General features: G+C 62.3%; 21 protein-coding genes. 11 read left to right on the top strand and 10 right to left on the bottom strand.

Annotated features, from left to right (window positions below; translation table 11 throughout):
* Positions 1 to 5: 5 nt before the first annotated feature.
* Together HBO24_RS08140 and HBO24_RS08135 are read right to left on the bottom strand one after the other, a co-directional pair.
* Complete coding sequence (locus tag HBO24_RS08140; protein ID WP_170059533.1) at positions 6 to 728, bottom strand: hypothetical protein; 723 nt, start codon at positions 726 to 728, stop codon at positions 6 to 8.
* Between the two features lie 121 nt (positions 729 to 849).
* A complete protein-coding gene (locus tag HBO24_RS08135) occupies positions 850 to 1,089 on the bottom strand; it encodes a DUF6124 family protein (RefSeq protein ID WP_170059532.1) in 240 nt (79 codons plus the stop codon).
* A 580-nt stretch (positions 1,090 to 1,669) separates the two neighbouring features.
* On the opposite strand from HBO24_RS08135, the gene HBO24_RS08130 reads away from it, so the two are divergent.
* Together HBO24_RS08130 and HBO24_RS08125 are read left to right on the top strand one after the other, a co-directional pair.
* A complete protein-coding gene (locus HBO24_RS08130; protein WP_057440363.1) occupies positions 1,670 to 2,134 on the top strand; it encodes a mobile mystery protein A in 465 nt (154 codons plus the stop codon).
* A complete protein-coding gene (locus HBO24_RS08125; RefSeq protein WP_178124529.1) occupies positions 2,113 to 2,712 on the top strand; it encodes a mobile mystery protein B in 600 nt (199 codons plus the stop codon). The genes HBO24_RS08130 and HBO24_RS08125 overlap by 22 nt, the downstream gene beginning before the upstream one ends.
* Before the next feature lie 51 nt (positions 2,713 to 2,763).
* Here HBO24_RS08125 and HBO24_RS08120 read toward each other — a convergent pair whose 3' ends face one another.
* The 6 genes from HBO24_RS08120 to pilG form a co-directional block, all read right to left on the bottom strand.
* Positions 2,764 to 3,219, bottom strand: coding sequence for a chemotaxis protein CheW (locus tag HBO24_RS08120; RefSeq protein WP_057440365.1), 456 nt, complete (start codon positions 3,217 to 3,219; stop codon positions 2,764 to 2,766).
* Positions 3,212 to 9,067, bottom strand: coding sequence for an Hpt domain-containing protein (locus tag HBO24_RS08115; RefSeq protein ID WP_170059531.1), 5,856 nt, complete (start codon positions 9,065 to 9,067; stop codon positions 3,212 to 3,214). The genes HBO24_RS08120 and HBO24_RS08115 overlap by 8 nt, the downstream gene beginning before the upstream one ends.
* A gap of 158 nt (positions 9,068 to 9,225) precedes the next feature.
* The gene (locus tag HBO24_RS08110; protein WP_057960880.1) at positions 9,226 to 11,277 is read right to left on the bottom strand and encodes a methyl-accepting chemotaxis protein; all 2,052 of its coding nucleotides are present in this window, start codon (positions 11,275 to 11,277) and stop codon (positions 9,226 to 9,228) included.
* Positions 11,274 to 11,810 carry a chemotaxis protein CheW gene (locus tag HBO24_RS08105; protein WP_057960881.1) on the bottom strand — a complete coding sequence of 179 codons (537 nt, stop codon included), beginning with the start codon at positions 11,808 to 11,810 and terminating at the stop codon, positions 11,274 to 11,276. The genes HBO24_RS08110 and HBO24_RS08105 overlap by 4 nt, the downstream gene beginning before the upstream one ends.
* Positions 11,811 to 11,822: 12 nt before the next feature.
* Complete coding sequence (pilH, locus tag HBO24_RS08100; protein ID WP_170059530.1) at positions 11,823 to 12,188, bottom strand: twitching motility response regulator PilH; 366 nt, start codon at positions 12,186 to 12,188, stop codon at positions 11,823 to 11,825.
* A 44-nt stretch (positions 12,189 to 12,232) separates the two neighbouring features.
* Complete coding sequence (gene pilG / locus HBO24_RS08095; RefSeq protein ID WP_032858786.1) at positions 12,233 to 12,640, bottom strand: twitching motility response regulator PilG; 408 nt, start codon at positions 12,638 to 12,640, stop codon at positions 12,233 to 12,235.
* A 238-nt stretch (positions 12,641 to 12,878) separates the two neighbouring features.
* Between pilG and gshB the strand changes: the two genes are divergently transcribed.
* The 7 genes from gshB (at position 12,879) to HBO24_RS08060 (ending at position 18,802) form a co-directional block, all read left to right on the top strand.
* Positions 12,879 to 13,832, top strand: coding sequence for a glutathione synthase (gene gshB / locus HBO24_RS08090; RefSeq protein WP_029300457.1), 954 nt, complete (start codon positions 12,879 to 12,881; stop codon positions 13,830 to 13,832).
* A gap of 77 nt (positions 13,833 to 13,909) precedes the next feature.
* On the top strand, positions 13,910 to 14,809 hold the full coding sequence (locus tag HBO24_RS08085; RefSeq protein WP_115129202.1) for an energy transducer TonB: 900 nt from the start codon (positions 13,910 to 13,912) through the stop codon (positions 14,807 to 14,809).
* A 100-nt stretch (positions 14,810 to 14,909) separates the two neighbouring features.
* Positions 14,910 to 15,479 carry a YqgE/AlgH family protein gene (locus HBO24_RS08080; protein WP_057440369.1) on the top strand — a complete coding sequence of 190 codons (570 nt, stop codon included), beginning with the start codon at positions 14,910 to 14,912 and terminating at the stop codon, positions 15,477 to 15,479.
* The gene (ruvX, locus tag HBO24_RS08075) at positions 15,479 to 15,916 is read left to right on the top strand and encodes a Holliday junction resolvase RuvX (protein WP_005792259.1); all 438 of its coding nucleotides are present in this window, start codon (positions 15,479 to 15,481) and stop codon (positions 15,914 to 15,916) included. The genes HBO24_RS08080 and ruvX overlap by 1 nt, the downstream gene beginning before the upstream one ends.
* A gap of 82 nt (positions 15,917 to 15,998) precedes the next feature.
* Positions 15,999 to 16,505, top strand: coding sequence for a bifunctional pyr operon transcriptional regulator/uracil phosphoribosyltransferase PyrR (gene pyrR / locus HBO24_RS08070; RefSeq protein WP_057444186.1), 507 nt, complete (start codon positions 15,999 to 16,001; stop codon positions 16,503 to 16,505).
* 24 nt (positions 16,506 to 16,529) lie between these two features.
* Complete coding sequence (locus tag HBO24_RS08065) at positions 16,530 to 17,534, top strand: aspartate carbamoyltransferase catalytic subunit (RefSeq protein WP_057440370.1); 1,005 nt, start codon at positions 16,530 to 16,532, stop codon at positions 17,532 to 17,534.
* Positions 17,531 to 18,802, top strand: a complete 1,272-nt coding sequence (locus tag HBO24_RS08060) for a dihydroorotase (RefSeq protein WP_057440371.1) — start codon at positions 17,531 to 17,533, stop codon at positions 18,800 to 18,802. Before HBO24_RS08065 ends, HBO24_RS08060 begins: the two co-directional genes overlap by 4 nt.
* A 79-nt stretch (positions 18,803 to 18,881) precedes the next feature.
* On the opposite strand, the gene HBO24_RS08055 is transcribed toward HBO24_RS08060, so the two are convergent.
* Positions 18,882 to 19,310 carry a TM2 domain-containing protein gene (locus HBO24_RS08055; RefSeq protein WP_057440372.1) on the bottom strand — a complete coding sequence of 143 codons (429 nt, stop codon included), beginning with the start codon at positions 19,308 to 19,310 and terminating at the stop codon, positions 18,882 to 18,884.
* Between the two features lie 249 nt (positions 19,311 to 19,559).
* Here HBO24_RS08055 and HBO24_RS08050 point away from each other — a divergent pair, with 249 nt between their 5' ends.
* Complete coding sequence (locus HBO24_RS08050) at positions 19,560 to 20,195, top strand: C40 family peptidase (RefSeq protein WP_057440373.1); 636 nt, start codon at positions 19,560 to 19,562, stop codon at positions 20,193 to 20,195.
* 118 nt (positions 20,196 to 20,313) lie between these two features.
* Here the strand turns inward: HBO24_RS08050 and HBO24_RS08045 are convergent, their stop codons facing one another.
* Complete coding sequence (locus tag HBO24_RS08045; RefSeq protein ID WP_170059529.1) at positions 20,314 to 21,348, bottom strand: type IV pilus twitching motility protein PilT; 1,035 nt, start codon at positions 21,346 to 21,348, stop codon at positions 20,314 to 20,316.
* Between the two features lie 57 nt (positions 21,349 to 21,405).
* On the opposite strand from HBO24_RS08045, the gene HBO24_RS08040 reads away from it, so the two are divergent.
* Complete coding sequence (locus tag HBO24_RS08040; RefSeq protein ID WP_170045719.1) at positions 21,406 to 22,092, top strand: YggS family pyridoxal phosphate-dependent enzyme; 687 nt, start codon at positions 21,406 to 21,408, stop codon at positions 22,090 to 22,092.
* The last annotated feature ends 24 nt before the right edge of the window (positions 22,093 to 22,116 follow it).

Raw genomic sequence — 22,116 nt, 5'->3', positions numbered from 1 at the left:
AACGGTCAGGAGCGCCGCCATTCCCTGCGCTGGCGCCACACGGTCCAGCCCATCGCAATGCCGGCTACGCCATGGAACCCCAGCACCGCCGCCAGGCTCCAGCTCACCAGCCCCCAAATCGCCTGCACGTACACGGGCAGCAGAAACAGCAACAGCCCAAACAACACGGCCACGCCCAACTGTTCCCACTTCATCAACCGACGCAGATAGGAGACGATCGCACAGCCCGACGCTGCGCCCAGGAAAGCCAGCAACAGGCCAGTGACTTCCTGCCCCGACACCACGGGCCAATCCAGGAGCCACAAGAGCAGGCAGATAGCAGCCAACACCAGTGAACACACCAGGATAAACACGAACAGGTATTCAAAGACCGTCAGGCCCCAGTTCCGGATGCTTGCGCGGGTCTGTTCAATTTCGGCCTTGCTCGGTCCGTCCGATATGGCCACCGCAAGCAGGCCCGAACCCAAACCGCCCAGGCTCATGACCACCAGGTTTTTCACAACCTCCTTGATTTCTTTGCCTGTGTCGCTAAGCACGAGGGTTTCCAGGTACCCCAGAATAAACACCGCGCCCACCACCGAAATCCCGAAGCCTACGAGCTTGCCGCGCCGTGTCGGGTACTTCATCGTCGCGCAGGCAGTGAGCACCAACACCAGGAACCACAACAGCAAAGCACCGGTAAACGGGGTGAGGTTGTACAGCCAGGCAAATACGTCAAATAGCCACATTGTGTTGTTGCTTCCACCGAAAGACTCCTCGGGTTATCGGCGGGTTTACGTGGGGCTTTACCCGAGCAGGCATCAGTCCCAAAAAGGGAACGAACGGTCCCTTTCTGGGACTGATCAAGTTTTACGCAGCGGCCGCAGGCGATATTTGCTCCAGCGCACGCTCGACCAGCATTTGGCCCAGTTCGGTCATTTGTTGGATAGCCAGGAGTACGCCGCGCTGGGCGCCGTTGAGCTCAAAGGCCAGGGCGTTGAGGGAGGCGAGGGTTTCGCTGGCGTTGACCAGCAGGGTTTCGGTGTTCTGGTGTGGGTTGACGGTGAAGATACTGGATGAGGTAGGTGGGTTGGGGGTGGGTTTGATCATGGTGAACATCTCCGATATGTGAAGGAGACTTACACCGCTTGCTTGCACGCAAATCGGGTGGCAGCTGTGCGCAGGTGTGCAAGACCGGGCATATCGGACCCCGGCAGACCCGAAGGTCTCCCACGCACAGCCGCCATAACAAGCACAGCAGGCATAAAAAACGCCCGTTGAAGGGCTATGGGCGTTAGTGCGCCGATATGTAACCGGACTTGCACGTCCGTGTCACCGTTTTTTGCGATGACCGACCAAGCCTAGGCGCGAAGGCAGCGAGCGACAAGTTCATGGGCGGCGCGTAAACGTGCGGGAAAAATCTGAAGGCATCATGCCGCACGATCATTCCTACAGGTTTTGGGGGTTGTTGCTCGGACATCGCCTCACTAGCCTTTTGTATCCGAACCCTCTTGCCCACACTAAAAATGAATGCCTATAGACATACAAAACATTCAATATTGACTGCCTATAGGCATACATATAGCCTTAAAATGTATGCCTATAGGCATTCGATAAATTAAGATCAACGATGCAAACACATCCGCAATTTCGCGGTGTGAACATCTGATAGGCAAATACGGGTGCCCCCATGACCTCCTCCTCACTCAACGAACTGCGCCTTGCCCAAGTAGAAAAGGCCCTGGAGCCGTTTGAAACACTAAGCGGTAAATCCACCCCGCCTGGAGGATGGCTGCGCTCGATCAGAGAATCATTGGGCCGATCGCTGAGGTCCCAGGCAGCCCTGCTTGGCGTTGCCTTTGCGACGTTGCAGCAGTCGGAGCAGGCCGAAGCCGATGATCGCATCACACTCGCCCAGTTGCGTAAGTTGGCGGCAGGTCTGGACTGTGAGCTTGTTTACGCTCTGGTGCCAAGAAAACCGCTGCGCGAGATGGTGCAGGCGCGCGCCGAGGTACTGGCCAGGCAAGAAGTGATGGGTGTCGCTCATACGATGGGCCTCGAAAACCAGCGCCCGTCAGATACGTTCGTCGAGCGTCAGGTGGCCGCTCGCCGTATGGAATTGCTCCGCGGCTCATGGGCTCGATTGTGGCGATAGTACTTGAGCTGAAACCCGGCCAAACACCCCTGGATCCCGACGAAGTAGCAGGGCTCAAGCCTAGGCACATCACCACCCAAGGCGAGCTGGATGAATGGGAAGCTGCAAACATCCTCAAGGCAATGCGCTGGCTGGGGCGACAAAACAAGCTTGATGTCTTGAATGAATATTTCTGCCGTCAACTCCAAGTCAGAATGTTCAGTGATACATGGAAATGGGCTGGGACATTCAGGCACTCCGACAAAAATATCGGCTGCGACTGGACGAAGATTTCAGTCAACCTACGTCACCTTCTAGACAACACAACGTATTGGCTGGAACACGATGTATTCCCGTGCGAAGAGGTTGCTGTCCGCTTCCATCACCAACTGGTTTCACTGCACCCATTCCCCAATGGCAACGGTCGCCACGCGCGCTTGATGGCTGACTGCCTGCTCAGACAACAAGGGCTCGCACTTTTCTCCTGGGGAAGCGCTAACCTGATCGCCGCCAATGAAGTCCGTATGCGCTACATCCAGGCACTGCGCGCAGCCGATCTGAACGATTACGGCCTGCTTCAAGCTTTCGTGCGCAGCTAGCTGTGGGAGGTCTCCACACATTGGGTCTTCAGAGGTGCTGAGAACGGGGGTTCAGGCCAGGCCAGCTTCGACCAGCAGCGCTTCCAGCCCCATCAGGTCCGGCACTTTCGCCACATGCTCGCCGACCTGTACCGCCGCCAGTTCCAGCGGCGACAGGGGGACGTCCACATAGCTCAACTGGCTGTCGAGCTTGTACGAGCGGGGAATGCCCTGGATCACCAGCGCAATAAACTTCAATGTCGGGCGCCCGCCCAGGGCGTTGAGCACGACGATTCGTGCGCGTTCGCTGACGACGCTGGTGCCACCGCAGGCCGCTTCAAAGCTGATCAGGGGCAGTTGCTGGTCGCGCCAGGTCACTGGCCGCAGGTACCACGGCGGGGCGTCGCTGGCCGGTTCGCCGCGCTGGAAGTCGATCAGCTCGGCCACCGCCACGTTGGGCAGCAGCAGGTGGCGGTCGGCCAGGGGCAGCAGCAAGCCGGTGAGTTGACTGGTGCGGTGGTCAAGCATGTTTCGGGCTCCAGTAGGCGATGCTTTCGAGCAACACCGACTCTTGATAGGGCTTGCCAAGGTAGTCGTTGACGCCAATCGCCATGGCCCGGTCGCGATGTTTCTGGCCGGTGCGCGAGGTGATCATGATGATCGGCAGGCGCGCGAGCCGCGGGTCGTTGCGCACCTGGATCGCCACTTCAAAACCATCCATGCGCGGCATTTCGATGTCCAGCAACATCAGGTCGGGGGTGTGTTCTTCAAGCAAGGCGATGGCGTCGATGCCGTCCTTGGCGGTCAGTACGTTCATGCCGTTGCGTTCCAGCAGGCGGCTAGTGACTTTGCGTACGGTCACCGAATCGTCCACCACCAGCACCAGCAACCGCTGTTTTTTCTGCGGCTCGTTGACCGCCAATGCGGTGTCCGCCGCCTGGGCCGGCAAGGCCGGGGCCAGGGCGCGGATATGCGCCAGCAGGTCGATGATCAACACCACCCGGCCATCGCCGAGGATGGTCGCCCCCGACAGCCCCTGCACCGCCGCAAACTGCGGGCCGAGGCCCTTGACCACGATTTCCCGGGTGCCGGCCATATCGTCCACCTGCACCGCAATGTACCGCTCGTTGCACTGCATCAGCAGCACCGGCAGCGGCTGGCTTTGCCCCAATAGCTTGGGCCGGGCCACGGTGTGCAGCAACTCGCCCAGGTAATACAACTCGTAGTGCTGGCCGGCGTATTCATACACCGGCGGGTCCAGTTGGTAATGCCCTTCCAGCTCATTGGGCAGCACGCGCACCAGGCCCTGGATGGTGTTCAGCGGAATCGCGTACTGATCCTCAAAACACTGCACCATCAATGCCCGGTTGACCGACACGGTAAACGGCAGGCGAATGCGAAAGTGCACGCCCTGCCCCGGCGTGGAGTCGATCACCATACTGCCGCCCAGTTGGCGCACTTCTTCATGCACCACGTCCATGCCCACGCCGCGCCCGGAAATCTGGGTGATTTTTTCGGCGGTGGAAAAGCCCGGCTGCAAGATGAACTGCAACACGTCGCGGTCGCTGATCTCCATCTCCGGGTCCAGCAGGCCGCGCTTGATCGCCTTGCGCCGCACCGCATCCAGAGGCACGCCCGCACCGTCGTCACGCATGTCGAAGATGATGTCGCCGCCTTCGTGGCTCAGGTCCAGGGTGATCCGGCCCTTCTCCGGCTTGCCCGCCAACAACCGCGCATCCCGCGATTCCAGGCCATGGTCGACGGCGTTGCGCAGCATATGTTCCAGGGGCGCAGCCATGCGTTCCAGCACGTTGCGGTCCATCTCGCCCTCGGCATTGCCGACCACGAATTCCACGTCCTTGCCCAGCTCGCCGGCCACTTGCCGCACGATACGCTTGAGGCGCGGCAGCATGCGCTCGAACGGCACCATGCGCGTGCGCATCAGGCCCTCTTGCAACTCGGTGTTGATCCGCGCCTGTTGCTGCAACAGGTTTTGCGCGTCCTGGTTACGCTGGTCGAGGGTCTCCTTGAGGTCCAGCAGGTCCGAGGCTGACTCGGACAACGCACGGGACAACTGTTGCAACTGGGAATGACGATCCATTTCCAGCGGGTCGAACTCTTCGTAGCCCAGGCGCTCGGTTTCGGCGTGCTGACGGCTGAGGATGCGCCCCTGGGTCTCGGTATCGAGGCGGCGCAGTTGGTCGCGCATACGCTCGATGGTGGTTTCCACCTCGCTGAGGGCGGCGCGGGCATCGTTGACCTGCTGCTCGATACGCCCACGGAAAATCGAGGTTTCACCGGCCAGGTTGACCAGATCATCCAGCAGCTCGGCAGAGATTTTCACCATGTCCGCGCCCGGCTCGCTGGCTGCCGGCGCTTCCGGTTTGCTGGCGACCATGGCGACCGGTACCGCCTGGTCTTCGCTGGGCTGGACCAGGCTTTTGATGCGTTCGATCAGGCGTTCCACCGAGCCGACCGGCAACCCCGCCGCCACCGCCTCGACCATCTGCGCCAGACGGTCATGGCAGCCTTGCAGCAGCGCGAACAGCTCGCTGGTGGGCGCCAGCAAGCCCGCCGACAGGCCTTCGTAGAGAAACTCCAGCTCATGGGCCAGGTCACCGATCGGGCCGATTTCGACCATGCGCGCGCCGCCCTTGAGGGTGTGCAGGTCGCGCAGCAGGGTCTCGACTTCCTGACGGCCCTGGGGCTCGGCCTGCCAGCGCAACAGCGCGGCGCCGGAGCTGTCGAGGATGTCGGCCGCTTCTTCAAGAAAGATATCCAGCAGCTCGGGATCACTGCCGGCCCCCTGCGCCTCGGGTGCAGTGGGCGCCGCGACGGGCGCAGCGTTCTGGCGCACCTCGCGCAAGCGGCTGATCAGGGCGTTGGAGTCGCTCAGGGGTTGCTGCTCTTGCAACTGCTCCAACTGCAAGGCCAGGTGTTCGTGGCTGTCCATCAACACTTGCGCTATTTCACCGGAGTAGCTGTAGCGCCGGTCCACCAGGCCCTCGTAAAGGCTTTCCAGTTCCTGGGCCAGATCGCCCACCGGGCCGATTTCGGCCATGCGCGCGCCGCCGCGCAGGGTATGCAGGTCCCGTTGCAGGGACGACAGCGGCGCCACGCCGTCGGGCTCCAGCAACCAGCGCTTGAGGGATTGCCCGGCGCTGTCGAGGATATCCACCGCTTCCTCAAGGAAAATCTCGACGATTTCATCGTCCACCGCCCAGTCCTGTTGCAACTGCGTGGTGGCCGCACCCAGTTCGGCAATGCTCAATGCGCGGCTGCCGTCGGTTTTGATCAGGCCGGTGGCGCTGGGGTCCAGCCCTTCATCGAGCAACTCGCGCAAGGCTTTCATGCGCGCCGGTGCCGGGCTGACTTCCTGGCCGGCGGCCAGTTGGTCGAGCATGTTGATCAGGGCTTCATGGGCCTGCTCGGCCTCCTGGAAAAACCGCTCGCTGACCGCCAGGCTGCTCTCTTCCACTGCGCCATAGAGGTCGAGCAAGGCTTCGCACAGCTCATCCATCGGGTGCAGGTCGGCCAGGTGCGCGCCCTCGCCCAGGGTGGTCAGCTCGTCCAGCAATGCGCTGAGTTCCTGGCGCTCGCCAGGGTGTTGCTGCCAGCGCCGCAGCAGGCTTTCGGCGTCGAGCAGGATGTCCATGCCCTGGGCCAGGAAGTTGCTGATCAAGTGTGGGTCGCGCTTGACCCGCAGGCCGGCGCTCGGCGCATTGAGCACCGCTTCGAGATGGCTGTCGAGGTGCGCCTGGGTGCGCTTGATCAAGTCGGCCGCGCCGTTGATGGGCACCAGAGGATCGCTGTCCAACTGGCGCAGGCCGCGCTGGAACAAGGCTTCGCCCTCCAGCAGCAGTTCGATTTCATCCAGGTCCAACGGCAAGCGATGGGCCTTGTATTCACGGGTCAGGTGGTCCAACGGCCGCGCCAGTTCGGCGATGGGCAGCACCCCCGCCATGTAGGCGCTGCCCTTGAGGGTATGCAGGGCGCGTTGCAACTCATCGCTGACGGGCAGCGGCATCTGTTCGGTGGCCTGGTGCAAAAACTGGTTGAGGCTGTCCAGGTGGCTCTGCGCTTCGTTGCGGAAAATTTCCAGCAGCAGCGGGTCGAGTGCGCTGTCGTCCGGCTCCATGGCTTCGGGTAACGGAGCGCCACTGGCCAGGGCATGGGCGCGCGCGGCAAGCAGGTCGACATCATCGCGCTGGCGCTGGGCGTCAGCGGCGAACTCGGCGATCAGCGCCGGCAAGAGCACCAGCACATCATCCAGTACGGCCTGGACCTCGGCACCCGGCGCGACCACCCGCTCGAGCACGCGGTTCAGCAGGTTTTCCACGGCCCACGCCAGCTCCGCCAGCACCAGGGCTCGCACCATGCGCCCACTGCCCTTGAGAGTATGGAAGGCACGGCGCATATCGCTCAGGGCGGTCTTGTCTTCGAGGCTGGCAGCGCCTTGGGGTATCAAGCGCTGCAGTACTTCCAGCACTTCGGCGGTTTCTTCCAGGAACACTTCGCGCAGTTCATCATCCACCGACTCTTCGTCGGCCGGTGGCGGCAACAGGCTGCCCGGGCGTTGCAGTGCCGGCGGGTTGAGGCGCGGCGTCGGGCTGGCGAGCGCCTGTGCCAGCGTCTGGGTGTTATCCGTGGTTTCATCGCTCAACGCCGAGCGCTCCTGGCGCCAGGTCTGCTGGGCCTGCAGCGGCGCGTAACCCAGCGCCGCGAGGCCTTCGTAAGCGATGTCCAAGACACGTTCGCCGGGCGCATCCGGATCCTGGAGCATGCGTTCGAGGTAGTGCTCCAGGCTGGTGAGCACGTCGGCAAGATGCTCGAGTTGTGCCGCAGAGGGCGCAGTGTCCTGGACCATCAACTGCTCATCCACGTAGTCATTAAAACCACGCATCAGGCTCGCCGCACGGGGCAGCGGAATCATTGCCAGGGCGCCACGCACCTGGGTCAGCAGCTCTGGCAGGGATTCCAGGCGTTGTGTATCCCATTGCGCCTCAAGGCAGTCGATGATCAGCTCCCGCGCCTGCTTGAGGCACTGGCACGACTCCTTGATCACCAACTGGTGGATCTGGGTCAGGTCGGTGGTGGGCAGGCGGCTGTCTTCACGGTTTTGCGGCTCGACAGTGCCGACCATCCCGGCCAGGGTCGCTTCGACATAAAGCAGGGCCCCGGCGACATCCATCAACACCGCGTCGTTGGGCTCGCGCTGCCCCTGGGCCAGGCCCTGGACCACCGCCAACTGGTCGATGATGACTTTGCGCGGCTGGCCAAAGCCAAGCACCGCCAGGGTATCGGCGATCTGGCGCAAGGGCGCCAACAGGCTGTCGAGGTCCGCGATGTGCTGGCGGTCGCTGCGCACAAACAGGTCCAGGCGTTCCTTGACCCGTACCAACTCCTCACACAACGCGCCGAGCACCGAGCCCATGGCATTGCGGTCCGGCCCGGCCAGGCGCGCGCGCTCGGCATCAACCACGGTGCTGTCGGGCAAGGCTTCATCCAGGCCGTAGCGTTCCTTGAGGCTTTGCATGCGCGGCGTCGGCCGGGTGACTTTGGCGATATAAAACAGCAGGCTCTTGAGCAACTGGTCCGGCGCCGGGCTGTTGATCCCTTCGATGCCCTGGGTTTGCAGGCGCTTGAGCACCTTGTCGCAGCTCTTGAGCAGGCTGCGCAATGCCGGGCTATTGGCGATCACCCCAGTGAGCATGCCTTCGGCCAGCGCCGAGGTGACTTGCCACAACGGCAGCAATGGCGCGCCATGACACAGTGCTTCCAGTTGGGCGAAGACCCGTGCCATGTCTTCCAAGTTGCTCGGGCCGTGATCTTCACGCAGCAGCCCGGCCAGGCCCTGTTGCAGCATTTGCCGCCAGTGCTGCAGTTGCTCGGCAAAGTCCGCCGGTGCCCGCTGGGCCAGGGCGTCATCGGACAGCGGGGCGATCACCAGCAGTTGCGGGCTGAACAGGCTGGTTTCCGAGAGCAGGCTTTTGCCGTGCACGCTGCGCAGGTCGTTGAGCAGCGGCAACACTACCAGGGGCAGGTCGCGCCGGGCGCTGTGCACACGGTCCAGGTACAACGGCAGTTGCCCGAGGGCCTGTTGCAGCAGGCGGATGCCTTCTTCGCGCTGGCTGACGTGCTCGGCTTGCAGGGCCTGGGCCAGGTGCTCCATTTCTTCGGCGAGCAGTGCCGCGCCGTAGAACTCGACCATCTGCAGGGCGCCGTGGACCTGATGAATGCCCTCCAGGCACTGCGCGAGGGCTTGCTCGCTGGCATCGTCGGCAAAGGCGTCCAGTGCCGCACGGGCCTGCTTCAGGGTGTCGGCGATCTCGCCCTTGACCCATTCGAGGGCGACGTAGTCGTGCCGGTCAACCATAACGACTCCCGTCTGAATGGGTGAAAAGTGAGAATCCATGTGGGAGCGGGCTTGCTCGCGAAAGCGCTGGGTCAGTCGGCACATTAGGTGACTGATACACCGCTTTCGCGAGCAAGCCCGCTCCCACATTTAGATTGCGGTGGTTTTGGGGGGGCATGTCATTCATCGGTCTTGCGCACGGGCGGCAAGGTGAAGCCCGATACCGAGCGGCGCAACTGGCTGGCCATTTTGGCCAGGTTGCCAATGCTTTCGGCGGTGGCCGTGGAGCCCGATGAGGTTTGGCTGGTGATCTGCTGGATCACGTTCATGGTCAGGGAGATCTGCCCCGCCGACGAGGTTTGCTGCTGCGCCGCGTTGGAGATGCTCTGGATCAGCGCGGCCAGGGTCTTGGACACCCCTTCGATTTCTTCCAGGGCCACCCCGGCGTCCTGGGCCAGCCGCGCGCCGCGCACCACTTCGGTGGTGGTCTGCTCCATGGAAATCACGGCTTCATTGGTGTCGGTCTGGATCGCCCGCACCAGGTTCTCGATCTGCCGGGTGGCGGCCGACGAGCGCTCGGCCAGGCGCTGCACCTCGTCGGCCACCACCGCAAAGCCGCGCCCGGCGTCACCGGCCATGCTCGCCTGGATCGCGGCGTTGAGGGCAAGGATGTTGGTCTGGTCGGCGATATCGTCGATCAGGCTGACAATATCGCCAATTTCCTGGGACGATTCCCCCAGGCGCTTGATGCGTTTGGCAGTGTCCTGAATCTGTTCGCGGATGTTGTCCATGCCGTGGATGGTGTTGTGCACCACCTCGTTGCCCTTGTTGGCAATCTCCACCGAACGTTCGGCCACGGCCGAGGACTCGGCGGCGTTGGCCGATACCTGGTCGATGGATTGGGCCATCTGGTTGATCGCCGTGGAAGCTTCGGCGATCTGCTGGGCCTGGTGCTCCGAGGCCTGGGCCAGGTGCATGGCGGTGGCCTGGGTTTCCTGCACCGCACCGGCCACTTCACCGGCGGTGAGGTTGATGGTCGCCACCAGGTCGCGCAACTGGTCCACCGAGTAGTTGATGGAATCGGCGATGGTGCCGGTAAAGTCTTCGGTCACCGAGGCGGTCACGGTGAGGTCGCCGTCGGCCAGGTCTTCGATTTCGTCCAGCAGGCGCATGATCGCGTTCTGATTGCGTTCGTTTTTCTCGGCGGTTTCGCGCAACTGACGATTGGTCTCGCGCACCATCACCAGGCCGATCAGGATAATCGAGGCCAGCGCCAGCAAGCCCAGGGCATAGCCGCCGATGGTGTCGAGGGTGCGCCCGCCGGCCAGGTTTTCAAAGCCGGTGGCCAGTTGCGAGGCTTCATCGAGCAGGGTCTGCGAGAGGCTGAAGATGTTGCTCGCCGAGGCGCGCACCTGGAACAGTTGTGGCGAGGTTTCGAGGATTTCATCCACGGAGCCGGAGACAAACTCGAACAGCTCGGCAATTTCCGCCAGGCGCGCCCGGGCGTCCGAGTCTTGCACCTCGCTGATCTTCAGGCCGGCACTGCCCTGGAGCATACCGGCCAGGACTTGGCCAAAACGGTTGGCGTCGCGGCCAAAGGCGTCGGCGGCCTTGACCGCCGTGTCATCTCCCGCCAGCACCGTGTTGACCGCTCCCAGGATGCGCTCGGCCAATAGCGACTGGCGCTGGGCCACCGCCACCTGGCTGGCGGGCGCGCCGCGTTGCAGCAGGATCTCGACGACCTTTTCCGACTCGATCTGTAATTGCGGCACGGTTTCGGCCAGGGTCGCCGCCACTTGATGCAGGGACAGCACCGTCTGCTCGCTGGCCAGGATCACGTCGGTGTTCTTCAGCAAGGCTTCCCAGTCATGCTGCACGGCGCGCATTTCGCTGCGCACGGCAGCGGGTGCAGCGGGCAGGCCGGTGGCCGGGTCGCCTTTTTTCAGGTAACCCCAGCGCTGGGCAAAATCATTGCGCGCCTCACTCAGCAGCTTGAACGCGGCGGCCTTGCCGGCGGCGGCCTCCGTGGCGTTCTTGGCAATGCGCTGGGACAGCACCCGCAGCTCGCCGGCGTGGCCGATGTACTGCTTGTCGTAGGTGGACTGGGTGTTGAGGTACGCGAAGTTGGCGAACAGCAGCATGATGAAGATGATCAGCGCGATAAACAGCACGATGATCTGCGAACGGCTACGGGAGGCTTCCTGCGGTTTGACGGGGGTGGCGGTGCTCATGCGGCAACATCCAGAAAGCCCGGGGCCTGGGCCAGGGCGAAGGGGCTGAAGACCTGCCACAGCGGGTCGCCGCTGAACTGGCCTTGGATAAACGCGGCGCTGGCGGCGGGCACGCTGGCCGATGCCGGAAGCAGCAGGTCCTGGGCAAAGTGTTGCAGGCCGACCACTTCATCCACCAGCAGGCCGACAAAGGTGTCTTCGTGCTCGATCACCAGCACCCGGCGCTGCTTGCGCGCCGCCGACAGCTCATAGCCGAAAAACCCACACAGGTTGATCACCGGCAGCAAGCGCCCGCGCAGGTTGGCCACGCCCCTGACCCAGGGCTTGACCCCCGGCATCAAGGTGCAGCGCGGTTCATGCAGCACCTCGGCGACTTCGCCCATGGGCGCCACATACCAGTGCCCGCCCAGGCGAAAGCCGATGCCGCTCCAGCTGTGCGACCGGGTTTCCTGGGACGGCAAATCAGCGGCCAGCAGGCGGCAGCGGCGATCGATGTCCAGCAGCAGCTCAAAGGCGGTTTGCGACTCGGTCATGGGAACGTGCCGTCAGGGTTTGAGCACCGCGTTCAGGACTTCAATCAGCTTGTCTTCTTCCACCGGCTTGGTCAGGTATGCCTTGGCCCCTTGGCGCGCGCCCCAGATCTTGTCGGTTTCCTGGTCCTTGGTGGTGACGATGATGATCGGGATACCGCTGGTTTCCGGCTCCTTGGACAATTGGCGCGTAGCCTGGAAGCCATTGAGGCCGGGCATGACGATATCCATCAAGACGGCGTCGGGCTTCTCCTGGCGGGCCAGGGCGACGCCATCGGCACCGTTTTCGGCCTTGAGGACCTGGTGACCGTGCTTTTCCAGCATGCCGGTCAGTTTGTACATTTCAGTCGGCGAATCGTCGACGATCAGAACACGTGCCATGGTTTTCCCCACTACATTGGTTGACGCAAGCCCCGGGGGCTGGGTCAATGTGCTTGTTCTACTGCAGCGAAACCCGGCACATAGGCCTTGATCGCACTCAGCAGTTCTTCCTTGCTGAAAGGCTTGGTCAAAAATTGATCGACGCCGACGATGCGCCCCTTGGCTTTGTCGAACAGGCCGTCCCTGGACGAGAGCATGATCACCGGAATGGCCTTGAACGCCGGGTTGTTCTTGACCAGGGCGCAGGTCTGATAGCCATCCAGGCGCGGCATCATGATGTCGACAAAGATAATGTGCGGGTGATGGTCAACGATCCTGGCCAGGGCATCAAAACCGTCGATGGCCGTGATGACTTCGCACCCCACGTTCTTCAACAGCGTTTCAGCGGTGCGGCGAATCGTTTTCGAATCGTCGATCACCATCACTTTCAAGGCGTTGGAATGCTGTTCCATATCTGCTCTACCATCGCCACAGCGAATCGGTTTTCGGTGTGTACTGCCGGGTGCGGCCTGGGACCAGCGCCAAAACCCTTGCCGTGCAAGGGCCGACACGCCATGGCAGCCTTTTTAGCACAGACTGGGAAGGCAATCTATCGGCCGACCGGCAAGGTGGTTTTTCCTTGACCCACAACAGCCGCAGCGCCACTCTGACGCCACTTTTATGCGCCCTTATTTGTTAGAGGAATTCCCCATGAGCGTTCGCGTCGGCATTGTCATGGACCCTATCGCCAGCATCTCCTATAAAAAGGATAGCTCGCTGGCCATGCTGCTCGCCGCCCAGGCCCGCGGCTGGACCCTGTTCTATATGGAGCAGCGCGACCTTTACCAGGGCGACGGCGAGGCGCGGGCGCGGATGCGCCCCTTGCAGGTGTTCGCCAACCCAGAGAAGTGGTTTGAGCTGCAAGACGAGATCGACAGCCCCCTGAGCGACCTGGACGTGATCCTGATGCGCAAGGATCCGCCGTTCGACATGGAGTTCGTCTACTCCACCTACCTGCTGGAGCAGGCCGAGCGCGCCGGCGTGCTGATCGTCAACAAGCCGCAGAGCCTGCGCGACTGCAACGAAAAGCTGTTCGCCACCCTGTTCCCGCAGTGCACGCCACCGACCGTGGTCAGCCGCCGCGCCGATGTATTGCGTGAATTTGCCGCCAAGCATGGCGATGTGATCCTCAAGCCGCTGGACGGCATGGGCGGCACCTCGATCTTCCGTCACCGCGCGGGCGACCCGAACCTGTCGGTGATCCTTGAGACCCTGACCGCCCTCGGCACCCAGCAGATCATGGGCCAGGCCTACCTGCCAGCGATCAAGGACGGCGACAAGCGCATCCTGATGATCGACGGCGAGCCGGTGGATTACTGCCTGGCACGCATCCCGGCGGCCGGCGAGACCCGTGGCAACCTCGCGGCCGGTGGTCGTGGCGAAGCCCGACCGCTGAGCGACAAGGACCGCTGGATCGCCGCCCAGGTTGGCCCGACCCTGCGGGAAAAGGGCCTGCTGTTTGTAGGCCTTGACGTAATTGGCGAGCACCTGACCGAAATCAACGTGACCAGTCCCACCTGTATCCGCGAAATAGACAACGCGTTCGGCACCAATATCGGCGAAATGCTCATGGCAGCGATTGCCGACAAGCTACAAGCCAAGTGACATAGAACAGCCAGATGTAAACCAACATTGCGCTATCATGCGCCACCCGTGAGACGCGCGATGTTGGTTTTCCTGTTATGACGCTTCCGTCCGACCTGCCCCCCCAATTCACCCATAGCGGCGTACGCCCGGCTGATCGGCTCGGATTTACCCTGTTCCTGGCAGCGCTGATTCATTTGGCGTTGATCCTTGGCCTGGGCTTCACCTTCGTCGAACCCCAACAGATCAGCAAAACCCTGGAAATCACCCTCGCCACCTTCAAAAGTGAAAAAAAGCCCGAAAAGGCTGACTTCCTGGCCCAGGACAATCAGCAGGGCAGCGGCACCCTGGATAAAAAGGCAGTGCCCAAGACCACCGAAGTGGCGCCCTTCCAGGACAACAAGATCAATAAGGTCACCCCGCCTCCAGCGGCCAAGCCTGAGGTCAAGCAGGCCGCGCCCAAGGCCGCCGTCGCCACCGTTGCGCCAAAACCCCAGAAGGCCGTGACCCAGCGCGAAGCCGTGAAGACCGAGCCTACGCCAAGCAAACCCGCCCCCACATTTGACAGCTCGCAGCTTTCCAGCGAAATCTCCAGCCTGGAAGCCGAACTGGCCAACGAACAACAACTGTACGCCAAGCGCCCGCGCATCTACCGGCTCAATGCCGCCTCCACCATGCGCGACAAAGGCGCCTGGTATAAGGACGAATGGCGCAAGAAGGTCGAGCGCATCGGCAACTTGAACTACCCGGACGAGGCCCGTCGCCAGCAGATCTACGGCAACTTGCGCCTGCTGGTGTCGATCAACCGCGACGGCTCCCTGTATGAAGTGCTGGTGCTGGAGTCCTCCGGCCAGCCATTGCTGGACCAGGCGGCGCAACGCATCGTGCGCCTGGCTGCACCGTTCGCCCCGTTTACCGGCGACCTGAACGATATCGACCGCCTGGAAATCATCCGCACCTGGCGTTTTGCCAAAGGCGACCGGCTTTCCAGCAACTGACCTCTGCAAGCTCGCGCCTACACGGGAAACAAATCCGCTAACCGTATTCCTACACATCCCCAGCTTGTCAGTTCGCCCCTCCAACGCCACACTAGCGGACATGAAAAATGTCAGCCCGACTTACCTCAAGCACCAATTCCTGATCGCCATGCCCCATATGGCCGACCCGAACTTTGCGCACACCTTGACCTATATCGTCGAGCACACGGCCGATGGCGCCATGGGGCTGGTGGTCAACCGCCCGCAAAGCCTGAACCTGGCAGATATCCTTGAGCAACTGCGCCCGGAGATCGACCCGCCCGCCAGTTGCCAGGCAGTGCCGATCTATTTCGGCGGCCCGGTGCAGACGGACCGGGGTTTCGTGCTGCATCCCAGCGGCCCGACGTTCCAGGCCACTGTCGACCTGGAGGGCGTGTCGCTGTCCACCTCCCAGGACGTGCTGTTTGCCATCGCCGATGGCGTCGGCCCGCAGCAGAGCCTGATTACCCTGGGCTACGCGGGCTGGGAAGCCGGGCAACTGGAAGAAGAACTGGCCAACAATGCCTGGCTGACCTGCCCGTTCGATGCCGACATTCTGTTCAATACCGCCAGCGAACTGCGCCTGAATGCCGCGGCCAAGCAGTTGGGGGTCAACCTCAACCTGCTGACCAGCCAGGCGGGGCACGCCTGATGGCCTTGCGACTGATCCTCGGGTTTGACTACGGCACCAAGCAGATCGGCGTGGCCGTGGGCCAGGTCATCACCGGCCAGGCCCGCGAGCTGTGTACCTTGAAGGCGCAAAACGGCATTCCGGACTGGAATCAGGTCGAAGCCCTGATCAAGGAATGGAAGCCCGACGCGGTGGTGGTCGGCCTGCCGCTGAACATGGACGGCACCCCCAGCGACATGTGCCTGCGCGCCGAGAAGTTCGCCCGTCGCCTCAATGGCCGCTACAACCTGCCCTTCTATACCCACGATGAGCGCCTGACGACCTTCGAGGCCAAGGGTGAGCGCCGCGACCGTGGCGGGCAGAAAGGCAGCTACCGCGACAACCCGGTCGACGCCATTGCCGCCGCCTTGCTGTTGCAGGGCTGGCTGGATGAAAACACTGCTTTATTTGAATCCTGACTGACGCGGCTTGCCGCGTCTTCTTACGTTTGAGCCCGGACTTTGTCAGCGTCACGCTGGCCGAGCCCTTGAAGGAGCCACCATGAGCCTGCCCAATCCCGCCGAACTGATCAGCCAGATGGCGATTCGCCTCAAGGCCCACCTGCAACACCGCGCCATCAGCGAGCCGCGCTTCATCGGCATCCGCACCGGCGGTGTGTGGGTCGCCCAGGCGTTGCTGCAAGAGCTGGGCAGTGACTCGCCCCTGGGCACCCTGGACGTGTCCTTCTACCGCGATGACTTCAGCCAGAACGGCCTGCACCCGCAAGTGCGCCCGTCAGCCCTGCCGTTCGAGATCGAAGGCCAGCACCTGGTGCTGATTGATGACGTGCTGATGAGCGGCCGCACCATCCGGGCCGCCATGAACGAGCTGTTCGACTACGGCCGCCCGGCCAGCATCACCCTGGTCTGCCTGCTCGACCTCGAGGCTGGCGAACTGCCGATCAGCCCGGATGTGGTGGGCGCGACCCTGTCGCTTTCAGCCCAGCAGCGGGTAAAATTGTCCGGTCCCACGCCGCTCGAACTCGAACTGCAAGACCTCGCCCTTTAAACCGCCTTGTAAAGAGTCCCCGCGATGACGCCTCTAGATGCCAAGCGCCCGCTGCAGCTCAACGCTCAGGGCCAGCTGCAACACTTCCTGTCCCTCGACGGCCTGCCCCGCGAATTGCTCACCGAAATCCTCGACACTGCCGACTCGTTCCTTGAAGTCGGCGGCCGAGCGGTGAAGAAAGTCCCGCTGCTGCGCGGCAAAACCATTTGCAACGTGTTCTTCGAGAACTCGACGCGCACCCGCACCACCTTCGAACTGGCGGCCCAGCGCCTGTCAGCCGACGTGATCACCCTGAACGTCTCCACCTCGTCGGCGAGCAAGGGCGAAACCCTGCTCGACACCCTGCGTAACCTGGAGGCCATGGCGGCCGACATGTTCGTGGTGCGTCATGGCGACTCGGGCGCGGCGCACTTTATCGCCGAGCACGTGTGCCCGCAGGTGGCGATCATCAACGGCGGCGATGGCCGCCACGCCCACCCGACCCAGGGCATGCTCGACATGCTTACCATCCGTCGGCACAAGGGTGGCTTTGAAAACCTCTCGGTGGCCATCGTCGGCGATATCCTGCATTCGCGGGTAGCGCGCTCGAACATGCTGGCCCTGAAAACCCTGGGCTGCCCGGATATCCGCGTGATTGCACCGAAAACCCTGCTGCCGGTAGGCATCGAGCAATACGGGGTGAAGGTCTACACCGACATGGCCACGGGCCTGAAGGATGTGGACGTGGTGATCATGCTGCGCCTGCAACGCGAGCGCATGGCCGGTGGCCTGCTGCCCAGCGAAGGCGAGTTCTACCGCCTGTTCGGCCTGACCACCGCGCGCCTGGCCGGTGCCAAGCCGGATGCCATTGTCATGCACCCCGGCCCGATCAACCGCGGGGTGGAGATTGAGTCGGCGGTGGCCGACGGGCCGCACTCGGTGATTCTCAACCAGGTTACCTACGGCATCGCCGTACGCATGGCCGTGCTGTCCATGGCCATGAGCGGGCAAACCGCCCAACGTCAATTCGAGCAGGAGAACGCCCAGTGAAGCTCAGCATTCTCGGCGCCCGAGTCATCGATCCGGCCAGCGGCCTGGATCAAGTCACTGATCTGCACCTGGAAGCCGGCAAGATCATTGCCATTGGCGCCGCCCCCAGCGGTTTCAGCCCGGTTCAGAGCATCGACGCCAAAGGCCTGGTGGCTGCTCCCGGCCTGGTAGACCTGAACGTCGCCCTGCGCGAGCCGGGCTACAGCCGCAAAGGCAGCATCGCCAGCGAAACCCGCGCCGCCGCTGCCGGCGGTGTCACCAGCCTGTGCTGCCCGCCGCAGACCAAGCCGGTACTGGACACCTCGGCCGTGGCCGAGCTGATCCTCGACCGTGCCCGCGAGGCCGGCAATTGCAAAGTGTTCCCCATCGGCGCCCTGAGCAAAGGCCTGGATGGCGAACAACTGGCCGAGCTGATTGCCTTGCGCGACGCGGGTTGCGTGGCCTTCGGCAATGGCCTGGAAAGTTTCCGCAGCACCCGCACCCTGTGCCGCGCCCTGGAATACGCAGCCACCTTCGACCTGACGGTGATCTTCCACTCCCAGGACCACGACCTGGCTGAAGGCGGCCTGGCCCATGAAGGCCCTACCGCCAGCTTCCTCGGCCTGGCAGGCATCCCGGAAACCGCAGAAACCGTAGCCCTGGCCCGTGACCTGCTGCTGGTGGAACAAAGCGGGGTGCGTGCGCACTTCAGCCAACTGACCAGCGCCCGGGGCGTGGCCCTGATCGCCCAGGCCCAGGCCCGCGGCTTGCCGGTGACCGCCGATGTGGCGTTGTACCAGTTGATTCTGACCGATGAGGCGTTGATCGACTTCTCCAGCCTGTACCACGTGCAACCGCCACTGCGCACCCGCGCCGACCGCGACGGTTTGCGCGCAGCGGTGAAGTCCGGGGTGGTTTCGGCGATCTCCAGCCATCACCAACCCCACGAGCGGGATGCCAAGCTGGCCCCATTTGGCGCGACAGAGCCTGGGATCAGCAGCGTCGAGTTGCTGCTGCCGCTGGCGATGACCCTGGTGGAAGATGGGTTGCTGGACTTGCCAACGCTGCTGGCACGCCTGAGCTCAGGTCCGGCCCAAGCGCTGCGCCTGCCGGCGGGCAAGCTGGCGGTGGGTTCTGCGGCGGACCTGGTGCTGTTTGATCCGGCCAGCTCCACCGTGGCTGGCGAGCAGTGGCTGTCTCGGGGTGAAAACTGCCCATTCATCGGCCATAGCTTGCCGGCGACTGTGCGCTACACCCTGGTGGATGGACGGATCAGCTACCAGGCCTGATCCGCTCTAAACTGGGCACGGTCAAAAATGTAGGAGCCAGCTCCCACATTTGACCGTGCCCACATGAGCCTAGCCAGGCTTAGCGCCCGCCCAGCCGCTCGGCATTGCGGATCGAAACCTGCGTATTCAGCGTCCAGAAGTCATACAGCACGCCGACCAGGAACAAGCCGCCCGTTACCAGATACAACAGGCCGGTGAGCCATTTGCCCTGATACATGCGGTGCAAGCCAAACACCCCAAGAAACGTCAGAAGAATCCAGGCCACGTTGTACTCGATCGGCCCGGCGGTAAAACGCAGGTCGGCTTCACGGTCCATCGCCGGGATAAGGAACAGGTCGATCAGCCAGCCAATACCCAGCAAACCAAAGGTGAAGAACCAGATCGTCCCGGTCACCGGCTTGCCGTAGTAAAAGCGGTGCGCCCCGGTAAAACCGAAGATCCAGAGCAGGTAACCGATCACCTTGCTATGGGTGTCCTGTTGCGAAACATCCTGTCGATAGGTGTTCATGAATGACCTCTTAAGCCTCGATAGATAAATATTTCTGGTTTCTTTGTGACTTTTTTACAGGCACCCGACGTACGGCAAATGTTATCGTCGCTTCCCTCAAAGCCTTATACCGCCTGACTTGTGTAGGACAATTGCGACAGTTCGTCGCGGTTTTCCTGATTTTGACGTCAAGGTTCAGTCGACAGACGGCCTGAGAAAGACACTAAAAGCTGTTATAAAGTTGCGCGCAAACCAACAAGAGCCTGCCTTATGCGACCATTTTTAAAGACATGGCTAACCATTTGCCTATTGATGCCACTGGCCGCCCACGCCACCAATCGTGAGCAACGACTTCCGAACGTTAATGGTTTTACCCCTAAAGTTCACGCCACTACCACCTCCGCCAAATCGGCAAAGCTCACCGTCAAGCGCCCGACTCAGCTGAGCAAGGCCAACGTTAAAGCAGTTCCGGGCCTGGTAGCGAGCAATAACCAGCAAAGCAGCAAAGTCTTGAGCCGTGCCGTCAACGTGCTCGGTACCCCTTATCGTTGGGGCGGCAGCAGCCCAAGTAAAGGCTTTGATTGCAGCGGCCTGGTGAAATACGCCTTCAATGATGTGGCTGCAGTGGATTTGCCACGCACCTCCAACGCCATGGCCAGCGGCCACGGGCAGAAGGTTGATCGCAAGGATCTGAAGCCCGGCGACCTGTTGTTCTTCAAGCTCAAGAGCCGCCAGGTCAACCATGTTGCCATTTACCTGGGCAACGACCGCTTTATCCACGCACCGCGCCGTGGCAAGTCGGTCAGCATCGACACCCTGAAAAAGCCGTTCTGGAACAAGAACTACGTGATTGCCAAGCGCGTGCTGCCCAAAGAGCAGAACAACCTGCGGATTGTGCAGCGCTGACAGTAAATGCAAATGTGAATGCTGGCTTGTGTGGGAGCTGGCTTGCGTGCGATAGCATCACCTCAGTGTGACTGACACACCGAGTTGCCTGCATCGCAGGCAAGCCAGCTCCCACATCCTATATATCTGCGGGCACCCTCGCCTGCTCCCGGGCCTCTTCAAGCCTGACCAGTCCCTGACTGACCAACCCCTTCAAGCTCATATCCAACGTCTTCATCCCCAGCGCCCCGCCCGTCTGAATCGCCGAATACAACTGCGCCACCTTGTCCTCACGGATCAGGTTGCGGATCGCCGGTGTACCGAGCATGATTTCATGGGCCGCCACGCGCCCGCCGCCGACTTTCTTCAGCAACACCTGGGACACCACCGCCTGCAGCGATTCCGAGAGCATCGAGCGGACCATGGCCTTTTCCCCCGCCGGAAACACATCCACCAGCCGATCCACGGTTTTCGCCGCCGAATTGGTGTGCAGGGTGCCAAACACCAAGTGCCCGGTTTCCGCCGCCGTCAGGGCCAGGCGGATGGTTTCCAGGTCGCGCAACTCGCCAACCAGGATCACATCCGGGTCTTCGCGCAGCGCCGAACGCAGGGCCGTCGAGAAACTGTGGGTGTCGCGGTGCACCTGGCGTTGGCTGATCAGCGCTTTACGCGGTTCGTGGACAAACTCGATAGGGTCTTCAAGGGTCAGGATGTGCTGCTGACGGGTGCTGTTGAGGTAATCGACCATCGCCGCCAGGGTGGTGGACTTGCCCGAGCCCGTGGCACCAGTCACCAGCACCAGCCCTCTGGGCAATTCGGCGATGCGCCGGAATATGTCCCCCAGCCCCAGGGCTTCCAGGCTCTGGACCCGAGAGGGGATCGCACGGAACACCGCCCCCAGCCCACGGTGCTGGCAGAACACGTTGGCGCGAAAGCGCGCGACGCCAGGCAAATCGAAGGAAAAATCCGTTTCAAGAGATGTTTCGAAATCCTTTTGCTGGTGTTTATGGAGGATCGGGCTGAGCAAGTCCGCTACTTGCGTAGCACTCAGCACCGGCCAATCCAGTGGCAGTACCTCGCCATCGACGCGCATCCTCGGCGCCAAGCCTGCCGACAGATGCAGGTCGGAGGCGCCCTGGCTGACGCTTGCGGCCAGCAGTTCAGTGATGTCCATAGGGCTATCCATTTCCAGTAGAATGCCGCGGACTCCATATCCGCGGGCGCAACTTTAATGTCGACCATAGCAGACAATATCGGCCTGGTTACCGAGCGGATCCGTGCCGCGGCCCAGGCCGTGCAACGCGATGAAACCAGCGTGCACTTGCTGGCCGTGAGCAAGACCAAACCCGCGCAAGCCGTGCGCGAAGCCTACGCCGCCGGGATGCGCGACTTCGGCGAGAACTACTTGCAGGAAGCCCTGGGCAAACAGGCCGATTTAACCGACCTGCCCTTGAGTTGGCACTTCATCGGCCCCATTCAATCGAACAAGACGCGCGCTATCGCCGAGAATTTCGCTTGGGTGCATTCCGTGGACCGCCTGAAAATTGCCCAACGCCTGTCCGAACAACGCCCGGCCGACCTGCCGCCGCTCAATATCTGCATTCAGGTCAATGTCAGTGGCGAAGCCAGCAAGTCCGGCTGTACACCCGCCGACCTGCCAGCGCTGGCCGAGGCGATCCAGGCCCTGCCCCGCTTGAAGCTGCGTGGCCTGATGGCGATCCCCGAGCCCACCGACGACCGGGCACAGCAAGATGCGGCGTTTGCCGCTGTGCGTGACTTGCAAGTGAGCCTGGACCTGGGGCTCGACACACTTTCCATGGGCATGAGCCATGACCTTGAGTCGGCCATTGCCCAAGGGGCCACCTGGGTGCGGATCGGTACCGCGCTGTTTGGTGCCCGCGACTACGGCCAGCCATGAAATGGCTGACTTCCATCTGAGTAA

It is taken from the genome of Pseudomonas sp. WS 5410, from assembly GCF_012985645.1.
Classification (GTDB): Bacteria; Pseudomonadota; Gammaproteobacteria; order Pseudomonadales; family Pseudomonadaceae; genus Aquipseudomonas; species Aquipseudomonas shahriarae.
Note: the sequence above shows the minus strand (reverse complement) of the source record. Positions and strands in the feature narration are given on the sequence as shown.

Excerpts from the sequence above, each read along its gene's own strand:
- HBO24_RS08140 (WP_170059533.1), bottom strand. The coding sequence starts at position 728 with ATGTGGCTATTTGACGTATTTGCCTGGCTGTACAACCTCACCCCGTTT.
- HBO24_RS08135 (WP_170059532.1), bottom strand. The coding sequence starts at position 1,089 with ATGATCAAACCCACCCCCAACCCACCTACCTCATCCAGTATCTTCACC.
- HBO24_RS08130 (WP_057440363.1), top strand. The coding sequence starts at position 1,670 with ATGACCTCCTCCTCACTCAACGAACTGCGCCTTGCCCAAGTAGAAAAG.
- HBO24_RS08125 (WP_178124529.1), top strand. The coding sequence starts at position 2,113 with ATGGGCTCGATTGTGGCGATAGTACTTGAGCTGAAACCCGGCCAAACA.
- HBO24_RS08120 (WP_057440365.1), bottom strand. The coding sequence starts at position 3,219 with ATGCTTGACCACCGCACCAGTCAACTCACCGGCTTGCTGCTGCCCCTG.
- HBO24_RS08115 (WP_170059531.1), bottom strand. The coding sequence starts at position 9,067 with ATGGTTGACCGGCACGACTACGTCGCCCTCGAATGGGTCAAGGGCGAG.
- HBO24_RS08110 (WP_057960880.1), bottom strand. The coding sequence starts at position 11,277 with ATGAGCACCGCCACCCCCGTCAAACCGCAGGAAGCCTCCCGTAGCCGT.
- HBO24_RS08105 (WP_057960881.1), bottom strand. The coding sequence starts at position 11,810 with ATGACCGAGTCGCAAACCGCCTTTGAGCTGCTGCTGGACATCGATCGC.
- pilH (WP_170059530.1), bottom strand. The coding sequence starts at position 12,188 with ATGGCACGTGTTCTGATCGTCGACGATTCGCCGACTGAAATGTACAAA.
- pilG (WP_032858786.1), bottom strand. The coding sequence starts at position 12,640 with ATGGAACAGCATTCCAACGCCTTGAAAGTGATGGTGATCGACGATTCG.
- gshB (WP_029300457.1), top strand. The coding sequence starts at position 12,879 with ATGAGCGTTCGCGTCGGCATTGTCATGGACCCTATCGCCAGCATCTCC.
- HBO24_RS08085 (WP_115129202.1), top strand. The coding sequence starts at position 13,910 with ATGACGCTTCCGTCCGACCTGCCCCCCCAATTCACCCATAGCGGCGTA.
- HBO24_RS08080 (WP_057440369.1), top strand. The coding sequence starts at position 14,910 with ATGAAAAATGTCAGCCCGACTTACCTCAAGCACCAATTCCTGATCGCC.
- ruvX (WP_005792259.1), top strand. The coding sequence starts at position 15,479 with ATGGCCTTGCGACTGATCCTCGGGTTTGACTACGGCACCAAGCAGATC.
- pyrR (WP_057444186.1), top strand. The coding sequence starts at position 15,999 with ATGAGCCTGCCCAATCCCGCCGAACTGATCAGCCAGATGGCGATTCGC.
- HBO24_RS08065 (WP_057440370.1), top strand. The coding sequence starts at position 16,530 with ATGACGCCTCTAGATGCCAAGCGCCCGCTGCAGCTCAACGCTCAGGGC.
- HBO24_RS08055 (WP_057440372.1), bottom strand. The coding sequence starts at position 19,310 with ATGAACACCTATCGACAGGATGTTTCGCAACAGGACACCCATAGCAAG.
- HBO24_RS08050 (WP_057440373.1), top strand. The coding sequence starts at position 19,560 with ATGCGACCATTTTTAAAGACATGGCTAACCATTTGCCTATTGATGCCA.
- HBO24_RS08045 (WP_170059529.1), bottom strand. The coding sequence starts at position 21,348 with ATGGACATCACTGAACTGCTGGCCGCAAGCGTCAGCCAGGGCGCCTCC.
- HBO24_RS08040 (WP_170045719.1), top strand. The coding sequence starts at position 21,406 with ATGTCGACCATAGCAGACAATATCGGCCTGGTTACCGAGCGGATCCGT.